General features: G+C 71.8%; 14 protein-coding genes. 2 read left to right on the top strand and 12 right to left on the bottom strand.

Annotation, left to right across the window (positions count from 1 at the left end; all coding sequences use genetic code 11):
- Positions 1-312: 312 nt before the first annotated feature.
- From secA to PATMI_RS30415, 4 genes are all read right to left on the bottom strand, one after another.
- Complete coding sequence (secA, locus tag PATMI_RS0114935; protein WP_026911465.1) at positions 313-3,171, bottom strand: preprotein translocase subunit SecA; 2,859 nt, start codon at positions 3,169-3,171, stop codon at positions 313-315.
- Between the two features lie 176 nt (positions 3,172-3,347).
- Positions 3,348-3,710 carry a ribosome hibernation-promoting factor, HPF/YfiA family gene (gene hpf / locus PATMI_RS0114930; RefSeq protein ID WP_026911464.1) on the bottom strand — a complete coding sequence of 121 codons (363 nt, stop codon included), beginning with the start codon at positions 3,708-3,710 and terminating at the stop codon, positions 3,348-3,350.
- 367 nt (positions 3,711-4,077) lie between these two features.
- Positions 4,078-4,437, bottom strand: a complete 360-nt coding sequence (locus PATMI_RS30420) for a co-chaperone GroES (RefSeq protein ID WP_051471717.1) — start codon at positions 4,435-4,437, stop codon at positions 4,078-4,080.
- Positions 4,438-4,531: 94 nt separating this feature from the next.
- On the bottom strand, positions 4,532-5,215 hold the full coding sequence (locus tag PATMI_RS30415) for a hypothetical protein (protein WP_051471715.1): 684 nt from the start codon (positions 5,213-5,215) through the stop codon (positions 4,532-4,534).
- Between the two features lie 62 nt (positions 5,216-5,277).
- On the opposite strand from PATMI_RS30415, the gene PATMI_RS30410 reads away from it, so the two are divergent.
- Complete coding sequence (locus PATMI_RS30410) at positions 5,278-6,174, top strand: cytochrome c oxidase assembly protein (protein ID WP_245604175.1); 897 nt, start codon at positions 5,278-5,280, stop codon at positions 6,172-6,174.
- Positions 6,175-6,335: 161 nt separating this feature from the next.
- On the opposite strand, the gene PATMI_RS0114910 is transcribed toward PATMI_RS30410, so the two are convergent.
- The 5 genes from PATMI_RS0114910 to PATMI_RS30405 form a co-directional block, all read right to left on the bottom strand.
- Entirely contained in the window at positions 6,336-7,349 is a 1,014-nt protein-coding gene (locus PATMI_RS0114910) for a nucleotidyltransferase family protein (protein ID WP_245604174.1), read from the bottom strand.
- A 145-nt stretch (positions 7,350-7,494) separates the two neighbouring features.
- A complete protein-coding gene (locus tag PATMI_RS0114905) occupies positions 7,495-8,565 on the bottom strand; it encodes a bifunctional phosphoglucose/phosphomannose isomerase (protein WP_036725918.1) in 1,071 nt (356 codons plus the stop codon).
- 77 nt (positions 8,566-8,642) lie between these two features.
- Positions 8,643-9,758 (bottom strand): nucleotidyltransferase family protein, encoded by a 1,116-nt coding sequence (locus PATMI_RS0114900; protein ID WP_026911461.1) that lies wholly within the window; start codon positions 9,756-9,758, stop codon positions 8,643-8,645.
- A gap of 2 nt (positions 9,759-9,760) precedes the next feature.
- Positions 9,761-11,134 carry a UDP-glucose dehydrogenase family protein gene (locus PATMI_RS0114895; RefSeq protein ID WP_026911460.1) on the bottom strand — a complete coding sequence of 458 codons (1,374 nt, stop codon included), beginning with the start codon at positions 11,132-11,134 and terminating at the stop codon, positions 9,761-9,763.
- 195 nt (positions 11,135-11,329) lie between these two features.
- Positions 11,330-12,478 carry a M20 family metallopeptidase gene (locus PATMI_RS30405; RefSeq protein WP_036725916.1) on the bottom strand — a complete coding sequence of 383 codons (1,149 nt, stop codon included), beginning with the start codon at positions 12,476-12,478 and terminating at the stop codon, positions 11,330-11,332.
- Positions 12,479-12,624: 146 nt separating this feature from the next.
- On the opposite strand from PATMI_RS30405, the gene PATMI_RS36755 reads away from it, so the two are divergent.
- Positions 12,625-12,771: a hypothetical protein gene (locus tag PATMI_RS36755; RefSeq protein WP_157260786.1), complete on the top strand. Its 147-nt coding sequence runs from the start codon at positions 12,625-12,627 to the stop codon at positions 12,769-12,771.
- A gap of 198 nt (positions 12,772-12,969) precedes the next feature.
- Here the strand turns inward: PATMI_RS36755 and atpC are convergent, their stop codons facing one another.
- The 3 genes from atpC to atpG all read right to left on the bottom strand — a co-directional run bounded on the left by atpC (position 12,970) and on the right by atpG (position 15,820).
- Entirely contained in the window at positions 12,970-13,398 is a 429-nt protein-coding gene (atpC, locus tag PATMI_RS0114880; RefSeq protein WP_026911459.1) for an ATP synthase F1 subunit epsilon, read from the bottom strand.
- A 5-nt stretch (positions 13,399-13,403) separates the two neighbouring features.
- Positions 13,404-14,807 (bottom strand): F0F1 ATP synthase subunit beta, encoded by a 1,404-nt coding sequence (gene atpD / locus PATMI_RS0114875; RefSeq protein WP_026911458.1) that lies wholly within the window; start codon positions 14,805-14,807, stop codon positions 13,404-13,406.
- Between the two features lie 101 nt (positions 14,808-14,908).
- Entirely contained in the window at positions 14,909-15,820 is a 912-nt protein-coding gene (atpG, locus tag PATMI_RS0114865) for an ATP synthase F1 subunit gamma (RefSeq protein ID WP_026911457.1), read from the bottom strand.
- Between the last annotated feature and the right edge of the window lie 27 nt (positions 15,821-15,847).

Genomic DNA, 15,847 nt, shown 5'->3' with positions numbered 1-15,847 from the left:
GGGCGACGGTGGTCCGTTGTCCGGCCGGTCGGCGGTCAGCCCCGGTCGCGGGTGACGGTGATCGGCACGCGTCCCCCGCCGAGCTCCGCGCGACGCTCCGGCGCGTTCTCCAGCGCGACGTCGGTCCGTAGCAGCCCGTTGATGTCGACGTCGCGGCGGACCTCGCCGCCGAGCCGGTCGATCGCATTGCGGTCGTCCCACCGGTGCGCAGCGGGGGCTGGGGTGCGAGGACCGGCATCCCGACGCAGGGCGGCGCCGGATCCGGCGACGGCCGGACGCCCCCCGGGCGTGCCCGGGAGCATTCGCCTCAGGTCAGGCGTTCGCGCCGTGGCACTTCTTGTACTTGCGCCCCGACCCGCACCAGCAGAGCTCGTTGCGCCCGAGCTGGTCCTGGTCGGAGACGACGCGCTGCTGGACGACGGGCGCGGCGGCCTCCGCGTCGTCCTCGGCGGCGCCGTAGGTCGCGAGCGCGGCGGAGTCGACGTCGCCCGCGAGCTCCTCGAGCGACGTGGCCTGCCCGCCGGTGCCGCCGAAGTAGTCGTAGGACTGCGCGGGGCGGCCCTGGCCGGGGGCGGCCGGGTCGGCGATCTGCTCCTCGACCTCGATCTCGACGTTGAAGACCATCTGGGAGAAGTCGCCCCAGATCGACGCCATGAGGTCCTGGAAGAGGTCGTAGCCCTCGTTCTTGTACGCGACGATCGGCTCGATCTGGGCGTAGCCGCGGAGGTGGATGCCCTCGCGCAGGTAGTCCATGTCGTACAGGTGCTCGCGCCAGCGCTGGTCGATGATCGACAGCAGCAGGTAGCGCTCGACCTGGCGCATCAGCTCGGAGCCGAGCTCCTCCTCGCGAGCGGCGTAGGCGGCGATCGCGTCCTCGTGGAGCTGGTGCTGCAGCTCGTCGCGGTCGGTGCTGTCGGGGTCGAGGTCGTCGCGGTCGAGCCCGACGGGCCAGATCGCCCGGAGGGCGTCGAGGAGCCCGTCGACGTCCCACGACTCGAAGTCGTGCGACGGCAGGTACTCGTCGAGCGCGCGACCGATGACGTTGCCGATCTCCTCGTGCGCGTCGGTCGACATGTCGCGCCCCTCGAGGATCTGGTCCCGGTAGGCGTAGACGACGCGGCGCTGCTCGTTGGAGACGTCGTCGTACTCGAGGACGCGCTTGCGGATCAGGAAGTTGCGCTCCTCGACGGTGCGCTGCGCCTTCTCGATCTGCTTCGTCAGCATGCCGGCGGAGATCGGCAGCTCGTGGCCGTCGTCGTCGACGGCCTGGAAGCGGTCGAGGATCTTGTAGATGCGGTCGCCCGCGAAGATCCGGACGAGGTCGTCCTGGGCGGAGAGGAAGAACCGGGACTCGCCCGGGTCGCCCTGGCGGCCCGCCCGGCCGCGGAGCTGGTTGTCGATGCGGCGCGACTCGTGGCGCTCGGTGCCGCAGATGAAGAGGCCGCCGGCCTCGGTGACGATCTCGCGGTCCGCGGCGCAGCGCTCCTGCATCGCGGGCAGCGCCTCGGTGAACGCCTCGTCGTAGCCCTCGTCGCCGGGGGTCAGGCCCTTCTGGCGCAGCTGCTTGCGGACGAGGTGCTCGGCGTCGCCGCCGAGCTTGATGTCCACGCCGCGGCCGGCCATGTTCGTGGCGATCGTGACCGCGCCCGGGCGGCCGGCCTCGGCGACCGTCTCGCCCTCGATGGCCGCGAACTCGGGCTTGGCGTTCAGGACCGTGTGCGGGATGCCCGCCTTCTGGAAGAGGCCCGAGAGAAGCTCGGAGACCTCGACGGACACGGTGCCGACGAGGACGGGCTGCTGGTTGTGGTGGCGCTCGACGACCTCGCGCGTGACGGCGGACCACTTGCCGTCCTTCGTCTTGTAGACGTCGTCGTTGCGGTCGATGCGGGCGACCGGCTGGTTCGTCGGGACCGGGATCACGCCGAGCTTGTAGATCTTCTGGAACTCGGTGGCCTCGGTCATGGCCGTGCCGGTCATGCCGCCGAGCTTCTTGTACATGCGGAAGAAGTTCTGCAGCGTGACGGTGGCGAGCGTCTGGTTCTCCTCCTGGATCGCCACGCTCTCCTTCGCCTCGACGGCCTGGTGCAGGCCCTCGGACCAGCGGCGGCCCTCGAGGATGCGGCCGGTGTGCTCGTCGATGATCGCGACCTCGCCGTCGATGACGGCGTAGTCCTTGTCGCGCTTGTAGAGGGACTCGGCCTTCAGCGACTGGTTCAGGTGGTTGACGAGGTGCCCGTTCTCGGCCCGGTACAGGTGGTCGATACCGAGGAACCGCTCGGCCTTCTCGACGCCCCGCTCGGTGACCGCGACGGTCTTGTGCTTCTCGTCGAACTCGAAGTCGTAGTCGGCGACGTACTCCTTCTTCGTCTTCGGATCCATGCCCTCGGGCTTCTTGCCCGTCGTCATGGTCTTCGCGAGCTTCGCGAACGTGACGTAGAGGTCGGCGGCCTTCTCGGGCGCGCCGGAGATGATCAGCGGGGTCCGCGCCTCGTCGATGAGGATGTTGTCGACCTCGTCGACGATCGCGAAGTTGTGCATCGCGACGGGCTTGCCGTCGTCGCCGATGCGGCCGCCGTGCTGGACCTTCTCCTCCAGCGACTGCGCCATGTTGTCGCGCAGGTAGTCGAAGCCGAACTCGGAGTTCGTGCCGTACGTGATGTCCGACGCGTAGGCGGCGCGCTTGTCCTCGTACGACTGCTGGTTCTGCAGCACGCCGATCGACAGGCCCAGCGCGTTGTAGAGCCGGCCCATCCACTCCGCGTCGCGGGCGGCGAGGTAGTCGTTGACCGTGACGAGGTGGACGCCGTGGCCCGGCAGCGCGTTCAGGACGACCGCCAGGGTCGCGGTGAGGGTCTTGCCCTCGCCGGTGCGCATCTCGGCGATCGACCCGCCGTGGAGGACCTGCCCGCCGATCAGCTGCACGTCGAAGTGCCGCATCCCGAGCGTGCGCTTGGACTGCTCCCGCACGACCGCGAAGGTCTCGGGCAGCAGGTCGTCGAGGCTGCGGCCGTTCTTCGCCTCCTCGCGGAGGCCCGTGAAGCGCTCCAGGAGCTCGGCGTCGTCCGCCAGCTCGAGCTCGGGCTCGAAGGCCGTGATGCGCGCGACGCGCTTCTCGTACTCGCGCAGCAGCTTGCCCTCGCCGATGCTCAGCGCGCGCGAAAGAATCCCCATGCAGCCAGCGTACCAGCGGCCTTCCGTTGCCCGACCGGCTCCCCCGCGGGCGCGGGCCCGGTGCCGTCGTCGGCGCGTCCCGCGCTGCGGATCCCGTCGGTGCCCCCGAACGACGAAACGCCCCCGGCACGCCCCGCGAGGGGGTGCCGAGGGCGTTCGCGCCGGGGCGTCGGAGCTCAGGCGGGGGGTGCGGCCCCCGCGTCGGCGCGGCGGGCCTGCACGGTGCGGCGGGCGTCGCGGCGGTGCCGCTTCTTCACGTTCTGACGCTTCACCTGGCGCGTCAGCTCTTCCTCAATGAGGTGGATCGCGTGCTTCATGTCGCGACTGGCGTCGTGGGATCGGAGCGTCACCCCCTTGAGTCGCAGCGTCGCCGAGGCCTGGAACGGCTCCGCGATCGCGGGGTTCCGGGCCTCCGACAGCTCGATCTCCAGCTCGGCGAACTCCGAGACCTGGGCATCGACCTTCCGGAAGCGACGCGCGACACAGTCGCGCATCTCCTCAGTGACCGGGTAGTTGCGACCCTTCACTTCGATCCGCATGGCGCTCCTTTTTGGGGTTGGAATCCAGCGGTAACGCGAAAGTAACAGCACCCGACCGTGCGACGCAAGGGCAGCCGACACGTCGACATCCGGCCTGATATGGACGCGCGGCGCTGGCCGTCCCGGTCGGACCGTGCTAGCGCCAGCGCGCCACGGGCGATGCGCGTCCCGGCGGGTCCCGTACCGGGCCGCGGACCGGTCGATCTGCGGCCCGCCGACCGACGACGGCGGCGCACCGGAGTGCCCCACATCGCCCACCGCAGCGGTCGCCCGCTCGCGCGGCGGGACCTGCGCCGGCGACCGGGCGGACCGCCCCGACGGCCCCGAGGGACGGCGAACGGGCGGCGCCCGGCCGGGCGGCGCCCGGTCAGTCGGCGTCCGAGTCCGCCCCGAGGTCCAGGTCGACGCCCGGACCGTCGTCGGCGTCGGCGACGTCCAGCGCCCCGAGGAGCTCACCGACGCGGCAGACCAGGAGGCGCTCCTCCTCGACGTCGATCCACGTGCCCGCCGCCGCGGGGAACACCACGTGGTCCCCCGGCTGGACGGGCATCCGCACCCCGGCCTGCTGCCACCAGTCGAGCCCGGGACCGACGCGGAGGACGATGCCGTGCTGCGGCGGGGGCTCGTGGGAGCCGGGAGGGACCACCAGACCGGACCGGCGGACCCGGTCGGGCTCGAGCTCCTTGATGACCACGCGGTCGAAGAGGGGGCGCAGCTGTTGCTTCATCGCTGCGGTGCACGGTAGTCGCTCCGCGGCCGGGGCTCCACACGGCCGGGCCCGGCCGAGGCGGGGCGCGTGGTCGCACCGTCCCCCGGTCCACTCACCGGAGCGTCCTCAGCGCCGTCAGCACGGTGACCCGCCGGGCGCCGCCGCCGCGGAGCGCGGCGGCGGCGGCCCGCGCGGTCGCACCGGTGGTGTGGACGTCGTCGACGAGCAGGACGCGGTCGGGCGGCACCGCCAGCAGGACGGGTGCGGCGATGCGCAGGCGCTCCGCCCGCGTGCGGTGGTGCTGGGCCGGTCCCGACCGCTCGCGGCCGAGCAGCGGGAGCCGGGGCACGCCGAGCGCCGCCGCGACGGCCGCGGCGAGCAGCGCCGCGTGGTCCTCGCCCCGCCGTCGCAGACGTCGCGGATCCGGTGGGACCGGGACGACCGCGGCGACGCCGTCGGTCACGGTCGCGGGCACGCGCGCGACCATCGCCGCGGCGAACCACGGCGCGACGCGGCGGGCGGCCCGGTCCTTCCCGAGCAGCGCGAGGGTCCGTGCGGGCCCCTCGTACGACAGCGGTGCCCACGCGGCCGCGAACGGTGCCGAGCGCGACGGGCAGCGTCCACGCGGGCAGGGGCGCGGGAGCCCGCACCTGCGACAGCCGTCGACCGGGAGCCACGGGAGCGCCCCGTGGCACGCGTGGCAGAGCATGGCGCCGGGCCGCTCCGCGGGCCCCCGGCAGTGTAGGCACCGCTCCGGGACGACGAGGCAGGTGAGCAGATCGGCGGCGCGCGACACCCCCGGATCGTCCGCGCGAGGGGTGGGTCGGGAGAAGGGTCGGAGTGCAACACTTCTCAGTCGTGTCTCCGCCAATCACGTGGGGCGTCGAGCTCCCGCCGCTGATCCTCGCGTCGATCCTCTGGGCGGTCTACGTCCGCCGGTGGATCGCCGTGCGCCGCTCGCCCGACCGCGCGCACGCCCCGGTGTGGCGCCTCGTCTCGTTCGTCTGCGGCGGGCTGACGCTCGTGATCGCCCAGGGCAACCCGATCGACGGGCTGGGCGACCACCTGTTCATCTTCCACATGATCCAGCACCTGCTGCTGCTGGACGTGTTCCCGCTGTTCCTGCTGTTCGGGCTCAACCGCGTGCTGATGCGCCCGATCACGCGACGGGTCCAGTGGATCGAGCAGCGGGTCGGCTTCCTCGCCAAGCCGTGGTTCGGCCTCGTCGGCTACACGCTCGGGATGTGGATCTGGCACGCCCCGGTCCTCTACGACGCCGCCAGCCGTCACGACTCGATCCACCTGCTCGAGCACATGACCTTCACGAGCGTCGGCTTCCTCTACTGGTGGCACCTGCTCCGCCCGATCCCCTCGCGCGACCGGATGACGAGCATGGGTCCGATGGCCTACATGGGCGTCACGAAGGTCACGGTCGGCCTGCTGGGCATGGCGCTGACCTTCGCACCGAAGGCGCTCTACTCGTTCTACGACGAGCAGCCGACGTGGTGGGGCCTCGCCCCGACCACGGACCAGATGATGTCCGGCGCCCTGATGGCGACCGAACAGGTCCTGATCATGGGCGTCGCGTTCGGCGTCCTGTTCATGCGCGGGCTGCGCGAGGCCGAGGTCCAGGCCCGCCGCGAGGAACGTCTGATGGACCGCCGCGAGGGCACCGCGCCCGACGCGGAGCCCGAGGTCGACGCCGACGCCGAGGCCGCCCGGCGCGCCGCCGACACGGGCTTCATGCGGATCTGAAGCCAGTCCACGTGCTCGGACCCGTTCGGCGGTGCGGGTGGATGCCAGGAGTTCGTAGACCGAGGAGGTCGGTGCGGGCGACGAGAGAGCTGTGCACCCGCACTGCCGAGCGTCGCCCGTGCCGAGATCCGAAGCGTCCACGGACGCCTGGCGCCGCCCGCCTACGAGGCGGAGAGGCGGGTGTCCGCGCGCGGGCGGAGCGACGCGACGATCCCGGTCGAGCCGGTGATCGCCTCGATCAGGATGGTGTTCGCCGCGATCCGCGTGCCCGGGAGCACGATCGAGCGCTTGATCGCGGCGCCGTCCTCGACGACGACGCCGTCGCCGAGGACGAGTGGACCCTGCAGCCGCACGCCTGCGCCGATCTGCACGTCGCGCCCGACCCAGATCGGGCCCTCGACGAGGTCCGCCGCGTCGAGCGACGACCCGCTGCCGACCATGACGGCGTCCGGCCCGGCGTCCGGGAGGGCCTCGAGGTGGAGCGCGCCGCTGAGGGCGTCGAAGGTGCCGTTGCGCAGCTCGTCGAGCGCGCCGACGTCGTTCCAGTACTCGTCCATCTCGTAGACGTGGAACGGGACGTCGCCGGCGAGGAGCGCCGGGAACACGTCGTTGGCCCAGTCGACGAACGGTCGGTCGGGGAAGTAGTCGAAGATCTCCGGCGAGAACAGGTACATCCCGCAGTTGGCGAGGTCCGAGAGGGCCTCCGCCGGGTCCGGCTTCTCCTGGAACCCGGTGATGCGGCCGTCGGAGTCCGTGAGGACGACGCCGTACTCGCTCGTCTCGGTGACCCGCTTCACGCACAGCGTCGCGACGCCGCCGGCGGCCTCGTGACGGTCGACGAGCTTCTGCACGTCGAGGTCGGTCAGCGCGTCGCCCGAGAGGACGAGGAACGGCTCGTCGCCGAAGAAGTCCTTGGCGTTCCGGACGCCGCCCGCGGTGCCGAGGAGCTCCTCCTCCTGCACGTACGTCAGCTCGTCGCCGAAGTAGTCGCGGATCGTGTCCGGGAAGTAGTGCAGGTTCGCGACGATCCGATCGATGCCGTGGTGGTGCAGCAGGTCGATCGTGTGGGCCATCGCCGGACGGTCCAGCAGCGGGACCATCGGCTTCGGCAGCTCGAACGTGAGAGGCCGGAGTCGGGTTCCGAGACCGGCGGCGAGGACCATGGCGGGCAGCACCTCGGCAACGCTACCGCACGCCCCGAAGGCGCGGTTCCGCAGATCTCACAATCGACGGGGCCCATCTCTGGCCTCCGGGCGTGCCACGACCCGGAGGCGCCCGCGACCCGCCGGAGCGCGGATCCGCGGACCGGCGGGGCCGGGGTCAGTCGTCCTCGGCGAGGCGCGCCTTCAGGCGCTGGATCACGTCGACCGGCTCGGGGTCCGTGCCGCGCAGCACGGCGAGGTAGAGCGAGACGAGATCGCCCAGAAGCACGAGCGACAGCACGCGCTCGACGGCGGTCTCGCCGCGGGACTGGATGCGGTGGACGCCGGCCGACTGGTCGCGGATCAGCTCGGCGGTGAGCTCGGCCCGCCGGACGAGGCGCGGGTGGGCGTCGCAGTCCTCGAGCAGGATCGCCGACAGCTTGCCGACGCTCGCGGCGGCGCTCCAGCCGACGATCTCGTTGTGGTCGATCTCCGGGAGCTCGCCCCAGAACGCCGGGACCTCGGCGTTCTCGTTGATCTGGCACTTCCAGCGGTACGCCACCGGCGACGTGAGCCCCATCCCGGTGATCACGGGCACCGTCCCGTGCAGGGCGCGGGCGAGGGTCTTGGCCTCGCCGTCGTCCGGACCGCCCGGGCCCCACTCCCCGGCGAGGCTGTCGAGCGCGTCCGCCGCGACGTCGAGCTCGGCGCGGAGCGAGGGGCCGGCGCCGCAGGCGGCCGCGGTCTCCAGGACGGCCACGAGCATGTAGCCGACGGCGGCGCGGGGCTGCAGCCCACCGGCGACCGGGATCACCGGCACGCCCTCCTCGCGGGCGAGGCGCCCGAGCTCGCCGCCGGAGGTCACGACCACGCGGCGTGCACCGATGACGCCGGCCGCCTCGAAGCAGGCGAGCGTCTCCTCGGTGTCCCCGCTGTAGCTCGCGCAGAGGACCGTCGTGTCGTCCGTCGTCCACGGCGGGAGCTCGTACCCCTTCGCCGAGAGGATCGGCCGGCCCGCCTGGTCCGCGAGGGCCGCGCGGGCGAGGATGCCGCCGATGGCGGAGCCGCCCATGCCGGCGACGACGAGGCCCCCGCGGCTGTCCCAGGAGCCCAGGCCGGCGGATTCGGCCTTCCACATCGCGTCGCGCAGGTGGTCGCCCATCGCGAGCGTGTCGGCGACCTGGTCGGTCGGATCGACGGCCGCGACCGTCGCGGCGTCGAGGACGGAAGGGGATGCGGTCTCGGTCATCACCCGCAGCATCGCAGAGGTCCCGGGCGTGTGCCGGAACTGCCCTGCGAGCGGGGACGCGCCGCGTTCCCGGCGGCTCAGAACCAGACGGTGGAAGGAGCGATCGAGGCCCCCGGGCCGATGCGGACCCCGTGCGTCAGCACGTTGCCGTCGGCGACCGTGGCGCCGTCCCCGACCATCGCGGCGTCGGACAGCACGACGCCGTCCCCGAGCACCGCGCCGACGCCGACGATGCAGTCGCGCAGCCGGGCCTTCGCCCCGACCCGCGCGCCGGCGAGGACGACCGCGTTCTCGAGGATCGCCTCCTCCCCCACCGTCGCCCCGGGGCCGACGTACGACCCCGAGCCGACGGTGACGCGCGGCCCGATCGTGGCACCGCGGTCGATCAGCGCGGTGCGGTCGACGACGGACCCGTCGCCGACGGTGGCGGACGGGTCGACGGGCCCGTCCTCGAGCCGCCGGGCGACCTGCGTCAGCACGCGGCCGGAGAGGATGTCGCGGGTGCCCTCGAGGTACCGCGTGGGCGTCCCGATGTCCATCCAGTAGCGCCCGCGGTGGACGCTGCCGTAGAGGCCATTGCCGACGAGCCGCGGCCAGACCTCGCGCTCGATCGACACGAGCCGGTCCTGCGGGATCAGGTCGAAGACGGACGGCTCCAGGACGTAGGCGCCGGCGGAGATCAGGTCGGTGTCGATCTGCTCCGGGGTCGGCTTCTCGAGGAACCCGCGGACCGCGTCGTCGGGGTGCAGGCGGACCAGGCCGTAGGCGCTCGGGTCCTCCACGGGGACCAGGGCGAGCGTGCCGACCGCCCCGGTGCGGACGTGTGCTTCGACCTGGGCGGTGAGGTCCATGTCGGTGAGGACGTCGCCGTTGAGCATCAGGAACCGCTCGTCGCGCAGGTGCGGCTTCGCGTACCAGAGCGCCCCGGCCGTGCCGCGCGGCGACGGCTCCACCACCCAGGTGATGTGCAGCCCGAACCGGGACCCGTCGCCGATCTCCTCGACCATCGAGTCGGCCAGGAAGCCGCAGCACATGATCACGTCGGTGACGCCGTGCGACGCGACCCACTCGAGCATGTAGGCCATGAACGGCCGGTCGACGAGCGGGACGATCGGCTTCGGCCGGTTGGACGTCAGTGGCCGGAGCCGGGTGCCCTTGCCCCCGACGAGGATGACGGCCTGGGTGGAGGTCATCCTCAGCTCTGGTGAACGGGTGCGGCCGGCTGGGCCGCGGGTCGGTGGGCCGGGCGGCCCATGCCCTCGTAGCGGAACCCGGCCGCAGCGGCAGCGGCGCCGTCGAGCGCGTTGCGGCCGTCGACGAGCACGTCACCGGCCATCACGTCGATCAGCGCCGGGAAGTCGAGATCCCGGAACTCCTGCCACTCGGTCACGAGCACGACCGCGTCGGCGTCCTTCGCCGCCGACAGCGCGTCGTCCGCCAGCTCGACGCCGCGCAGCATCGGCCGCGCGACCTCCGCCGAGATCGGATCGTGCGCCACGACCGACGCGCCCGCCGCCTGCAACCGCGCGGCGAGCACCAGCGACGACGCCTCGCGCATGTCGTCGGTGTTCGGCTTGAACGCCAGACCCAGCAGCGCGATCCGCTTGCCCACCAGCGTCCCGAGGTGCTTCTCGAGCTTGCCGATCACGCGACGCTTCTGCAGCTCGTTGACCTCGATCACCGAGTTCAGCAGCTGGAAGTGGTACCCCGAGTTGCCGGCCAGCTGCTTCAGCGCCGTCACGTCCTTCGGGAAGCACGAGCCACCGAACCCGATCCCGGCGTTCAGGAACTTCGGGCCGATCCGCTCGTCCAGACCCATCCCCTTGGCGACCTCGACGACGTCCGCACCGGTCTCCTCGCACACGTTCGCGATCTCGTTGATGAACGAGATCTTCGTCGCCAAAAACGCGTTGGACGCGAGCTTCACCATCTCCGCCGACGCGATGTCGGTCCGCACCAGCTCACCCAACGGGGCCGCAGGACCCTGCCCGCCGTACTCGCTGTTCAACAGCGGCCGGTACAGCTCGACGACCGCGTCGCCCGCCCAGTCGCCGTCGTCCCCGACGACGACGCGGTCCGGCCGCAGGAAGTCGGCGACCGCCGTGCCCTCCTTGAGGAACTCCGGACACGACACGTACCGGAACCCGGCCTTGCCCTGCGCCTCGAACTCGCGCTTGATCGCCTTGCCCGTCCCCACCGGGACGGTCGACTTCATCACCAGCGCGTGCGAGTCCGACGCCGGCATCGCACCGACGACGGCGTGGACCGCGGAGAGATCGGCGTCGCCGGAGTACGTCGGCGGCGTCCCGACCGCCACGAACAGGATCCTCGCGCGGGACAGCGCCTGCGAGATGTCCGTCGTGAACGTCAACCGCGAGCGGTTCTTCGCCACGAGCTCGGCCAGACCGGGCTCGTAGATCGGGATCTCCCCCCGCTCCAGGCGGGCGATCTTCTCCGCATCGATGTCGACGCACACGACATCGCTGCCGAGCTCCGCGAATCCGGCCGCCGTCACCAACCCGACGTATCCGGTACCGATCACACCGATGGGCTCACGCGCTGTGGGCATAGACCCGTGAGGGTACACCGCGGGTCGGCCCGTCGCCCGTGCCGCGAGCCCGGCGCGGACCGTGCCCGAGGCGACGGCCCACACGGCGTGTGACGGTGCACACCGAGCGGCCGGAGGGTGCGCGCGCTTGTCCGGTGGTGCGCCGCCCCACGACGTCGATCCCCTGGCGCGGCGAACGCCGTCCGGACGCCCGGATCAGTCGGCGGTGCCGGCCGCAGACCGGTCCACGCGGACCGCGTCCGGGACCGACCGGAGGAACTCGACCAGGGCCTTGCGGTAGCGGTCCAGCGAGTCGATCGACACCCACTCCTCGGGACCGTGGTGGCCGTTGCCGCTGGGCCCGAACTCGACGGCGGGGATCCCGGCCTCGAGGAACGCGAACGCGTCGGAGGCGCCGTCGCGACCGACCGCCATCCCGGCGCCCTCGCCCGTGCTCGCGACGGCCGCCCGCAGCGCCACCACGTACGGGTTCCTCCGCGACACGATCGAGGGAGCCCGCTCGAGGACCGTCAACACCTCGACGTCGGGGATCGCGCCGATCTGGCGGAAGATCTCCTTCGGGTCCTGCCCGGGCACGAAGCGGATGTCGACGGTGATCTCGCACCGGTCGGGAACCATGTTGAAGGCGTCGCCGCCGTGGATCCTGGCCAGGTTGATCGACGGCCGGTCGTAGAGGTCGCTGCTCTGCCGGCTGAACGGCAGGGTCTCGATCCGGCGGAAGACGTCGAACGCCTTGAGCGCGGCGTTGTCGCCGAGCCACGGGGTCGACCCGTGGGCCGAGACGCCGTGGACGGCCAGCCGCATGGCGAGGACGCCCTTGGCCTGCACGCCGACGTCGAGCTGCGTGGGCTCGCCCGTGATCGCGAAGTCCCCGCGGAGCGTGCCGTCCTTGACCAGGGCGTCGGTCGAGCGGCGGTCGACCTGCTCGCTCTCCTCGTCGGGCACGACCACCAGGTGCACCCGGACGTCCGACATCGGGGTCTCCGTGCCGAGCTCGCGGATCTCGCGGGCGGCGTCGCGGAAGGCGCAGAGCATCGCCGAGAGCCCGCCCTTCATGTCGTACGAGCCGCGGCCGTAGAGCCGGTCCCCGTCGATCGTCGGCGTGAACTGCTCGTCGTGCGCGGGGACGACGTCGAGGTGGCCGTGCAGGATCACCGTCGGCGCGACGGGATCGTCGGACCCGATCTGCGCCAGCAGGACGGGCAGCCCGTCGTGATCGCGCTCCCACGCGTCGATGCCGTGTGACTCCAGCCAGCCCTTGACGAACCCCCCGGCGGCCCGGAGGCCCGCCGACTTCGAGGTGTCGTACCCGACCAGCCGCTCCGTGAGCAGCCGTTCGTCCATCCACGGCAGGATAGGCGTCCCCTCATCGCGCCGTCGTCCGCGGCGTCCGGCACCGCCGCACCCCGGGCGGAGGAGACCCCGGGCGGCGACGTTCCCCGCGGGCGCCCCACGTGCGAAGATGGCCCCTCACGACGACGGAGGACCGGATGAGCGACATCGAGCACCCCAGCGAGGACCACGAGGACGAGAACATCAGCCTCGTCAACAGCACCGTGGGCTTCGCCGTCTCGGCGGTCGTCGCGTTCGCCGGGATGTTCACCATCCTGATCTACAACTACAACGGCGGCTTCTAGACCGACCGCGGTCCTCCCGCCCCGGGAGGACCACCGCTCCCCCGCGCCACCCGCGCGGCGCACGGGACCACCCCAGGCGGCCCGCCACGCGGCGGCCGGGGAACGACGAAGGGCCCGGATCGGCGAGATCCGGGCCCTTCGTCGTCCTGCGGTCCCGGTGGTGCCGGGCCCTCGGAGCCGGCCCCGAGGGGCCGGCCTTCAGCGCTTGTCGAGCTTGTCGCCGAGCTTCACGAGCGCGTCGGCCCGCTTCTTGCCGGCGAGCGCCAGGCGGTGCTGCTCGGTGCCGGCCTCGGCCTTCTCGAGCCGCTCGGCAGCCTTCTGCTGGTCGGCCTCGACCTGCGCGCGGTCGTAGTCCTCGATCGGGTACGCCTCGTCGACCAGCAACAGCACGCCGCCGTCGCCGGCGACCTGGATGTAGCCGCCGGTCTGGACGAGGCGCTTGACCTCGCCGTCGTTCGGGAGGTACAGGCGCAGCTCGCCGGCCTCGAGGCGACCGAGCAGCGGCTGGTGCTTGCGGAGCACGCCGAGCTCGCCCGACACCGTGCGGGTCGAGATCTGCTGCACCTCGCCCGAGAACACCTGGCCCCCGGGCGAGAGGACGTCGGCCTTGAAGGGCTCGTACGCCACGGGGATCAGCCCTTCTTCGCGGCCTCGACGACGTCGTCGATCGAGCCCTTGAGGAGGAAGGCGGACTCGGGCAGGTCGTCGTGCTTGCCCTCGAGGAGCTCCTTGAACGACCGCACCGTCTCGGCGATCGGCACGTACTGGCCCGGGGAACCGGTGAACTGCTCGGCGACGTGGAACGGCTGCGACAGGAAGCGCTCGATCTTGCGGGCGCGCTGCACGAGGATCTTGTCCTCCTCGCCGAGCTCGTCGATGCCGAGGATCGCGATGATGTCCTGGAGCTCCTTGTAGCGCTGCAGGATCTCCTTGACCTGGTTCGCGATGTCGTAGTGCTCCTGGCCCACGACCTCGGGCTTCAGGATCGTCGACGACGAGTCGAGCGGGTCGACGGCCGGGTAGATCCCCTTCTCCGAGATCGCACGCGACAGCGACGTCGTGGCGTTCAGGTGCGCGAACACCGAGGCCGGCGCCGGGTCGGTCAAGTCGTCGGCAGGCACGTAGACGGCCTGCACGGACGTGACCGAGCCCTGGCGGGTCGAGGTGATCCGCTCCTGGAGCTGACCCATCTCGGACTCGAGCGTCGGCTGGTAGCCGACCTGCGACGGCATGCGACCCAGGAGCGCCGAGACCTCGGAGCCGGCCTGGACGAAGCGGAAGATGTTGTCGATGAAGAGCAGCACGTCCTGGCCGCCCTGCTCACGGAAGTACTCCGCCATCGTCAGACCCGTCAGGGCCACGCGCATGCGGGCTCCGGGCGGCTCGTTCATCTGGCCGAAGACGAGCATCGTCTTGTCGATGACGCCCGACTCCTGCATCTCCAGGTAGAGGTCGGTGCCCTCGCGGGAGCGCTCGCCGACGCCGCAGAAGGCGGACAGACCGCCGTGCTCCTGCGCCAGGTTGTTGATGAGCTCCTGGATGAGGACGGTCTTGCCGACGCCGGCGCCGCCGAACAGGCCGATCTTGCCGCCCTTGGCGTACGGGGCGAGGAGGTCGATGACCTTGATGCCGGTCTCGAACATCTCGGTCGTCGGCGTCAGGTCCTCGACCTTCGGCGCGGGACGGTGGATGCCCCAGAGCTCGTGCTCGTCGAGGTCCGGGCCCTCGTCGATGGTCTCGCCGAGGACGTTGAAGATGCGGCCGAGGACGGCCTTGCCGACGGGCACCGAGATCGGGCCGCCGAGGTCGCGGACCTCGACCCCACGGGCCAGGCCGTCGGTGGAGTCCATGGCGACGGCGCGGACGCGGTCGTCACCGAGGTGCTGCTGGACCTCGAGCACGAGCGTCGAGCCGTCCGGCATCGTCGTCTCGATGGCGAAGTTGATCTCGGGCAGCTTGTCCGGGAACACCGCCTCGATGACGACGCCCTGGATCTGCTCGACCCGACCGGTGTTGGTAGCGGTTGCGGCTTCCATGAGTTGTTCCTCTTACTCGGTGCGAGCGGGGGTGGTGGACGGGCCGACGGGCTCGGCGACGAGCGCGGTCGGGGTGCTGCGGCCGGCGGTGAGGGCGAACATCAGTTCAGGGCCTCCGCGCCGGCGACGATCTCCATGATCTCCTGCGTGATGTCGGCCTGACGGGCGCGGTTCATCGCGAGCGTCAGGTTCTTGATCACGTCGGCCGCGTTCTCGGAGGCGTTGCGCATGGCGGTCATGCGGGCACCGTGCTCCGAGGCGGCGGACTCCAGGAGGGCGCGCAGGAGCGAGACCTGCACGAACTCGGGCACGAGCTCGGCCAGGAGCTCCGCGGGGTCGTCGGGCTCGTACTCGACCATCGCCTTCGGGCCCGTGGTCTCCTCCTCGGGCTCCTCGGCGGCGTCGTCGTCCCCGACCACGCTCGCGGCGGCCAGCGGGAGCAGGGTCTCCTGACGGACCTCCTGCACCAGCGGCGACACGTAGCTGTTGTAGAAGACCTCGACGCGGTCGATCTTGTCGTCGACGAAGCCGGCGACCAGGTCGTCGGCGATGTCGCTCGCGTTGCTCGCCTTGGGTGCGTCGGTGAAGCCGGTGTACTGGCCCGTCAGCTCCTTATTGCGGAACGTCAGGGACGACACGCCGCGCCGACCGCTCGCGTAGAAGACGACCTTCTTGCCCTCGGACTCGAGCTCCGCCGCGCGATTCAGGCCGGCACGGAGGATCTGCGAGTTGAACGCGCCGGCCAGGCCGCGGTCGGCGGTGACGAGCACCAGGCCGACCGTGTTCTCCTGCTCGTGCGTGCGCAGCACGGGCTGCGACTGCAGCTCGCCCGCGCCGGCCGCCGCGGCGGCCTGACGGGTCATGCGGCGCAGGGCGTCGGCGTACGGCCGCAGCGACGAGGCGCGGTCCTCGGCCTTGCGCAGGCGCGCGGCCGAGACCATCTCCATCGCCCGCGTGATCTTGCGGATGTTCTGGACGGACCCGATGCGGGCCTTGACGTCGCTCTGCGCCATCGACTAGCTCCTCTCGGTCCGTCGGGA

Source organism: Patulibacter minatonensis DSM 18081, from assembly GCF_000519325.1.
In the GTDB taxonomy this organism is placed as follows: Bacteria; Actinomycetota; Thermoleophilia; order Solirubrobacterales; family Solirubrobacteraceae; genus Patulibacter; species Patulibacter minatonensis.
Note: the sequence above shows the minus strand (reverse complement) of the source record. Positions and strands in the feature narration are given on the sequence as shown.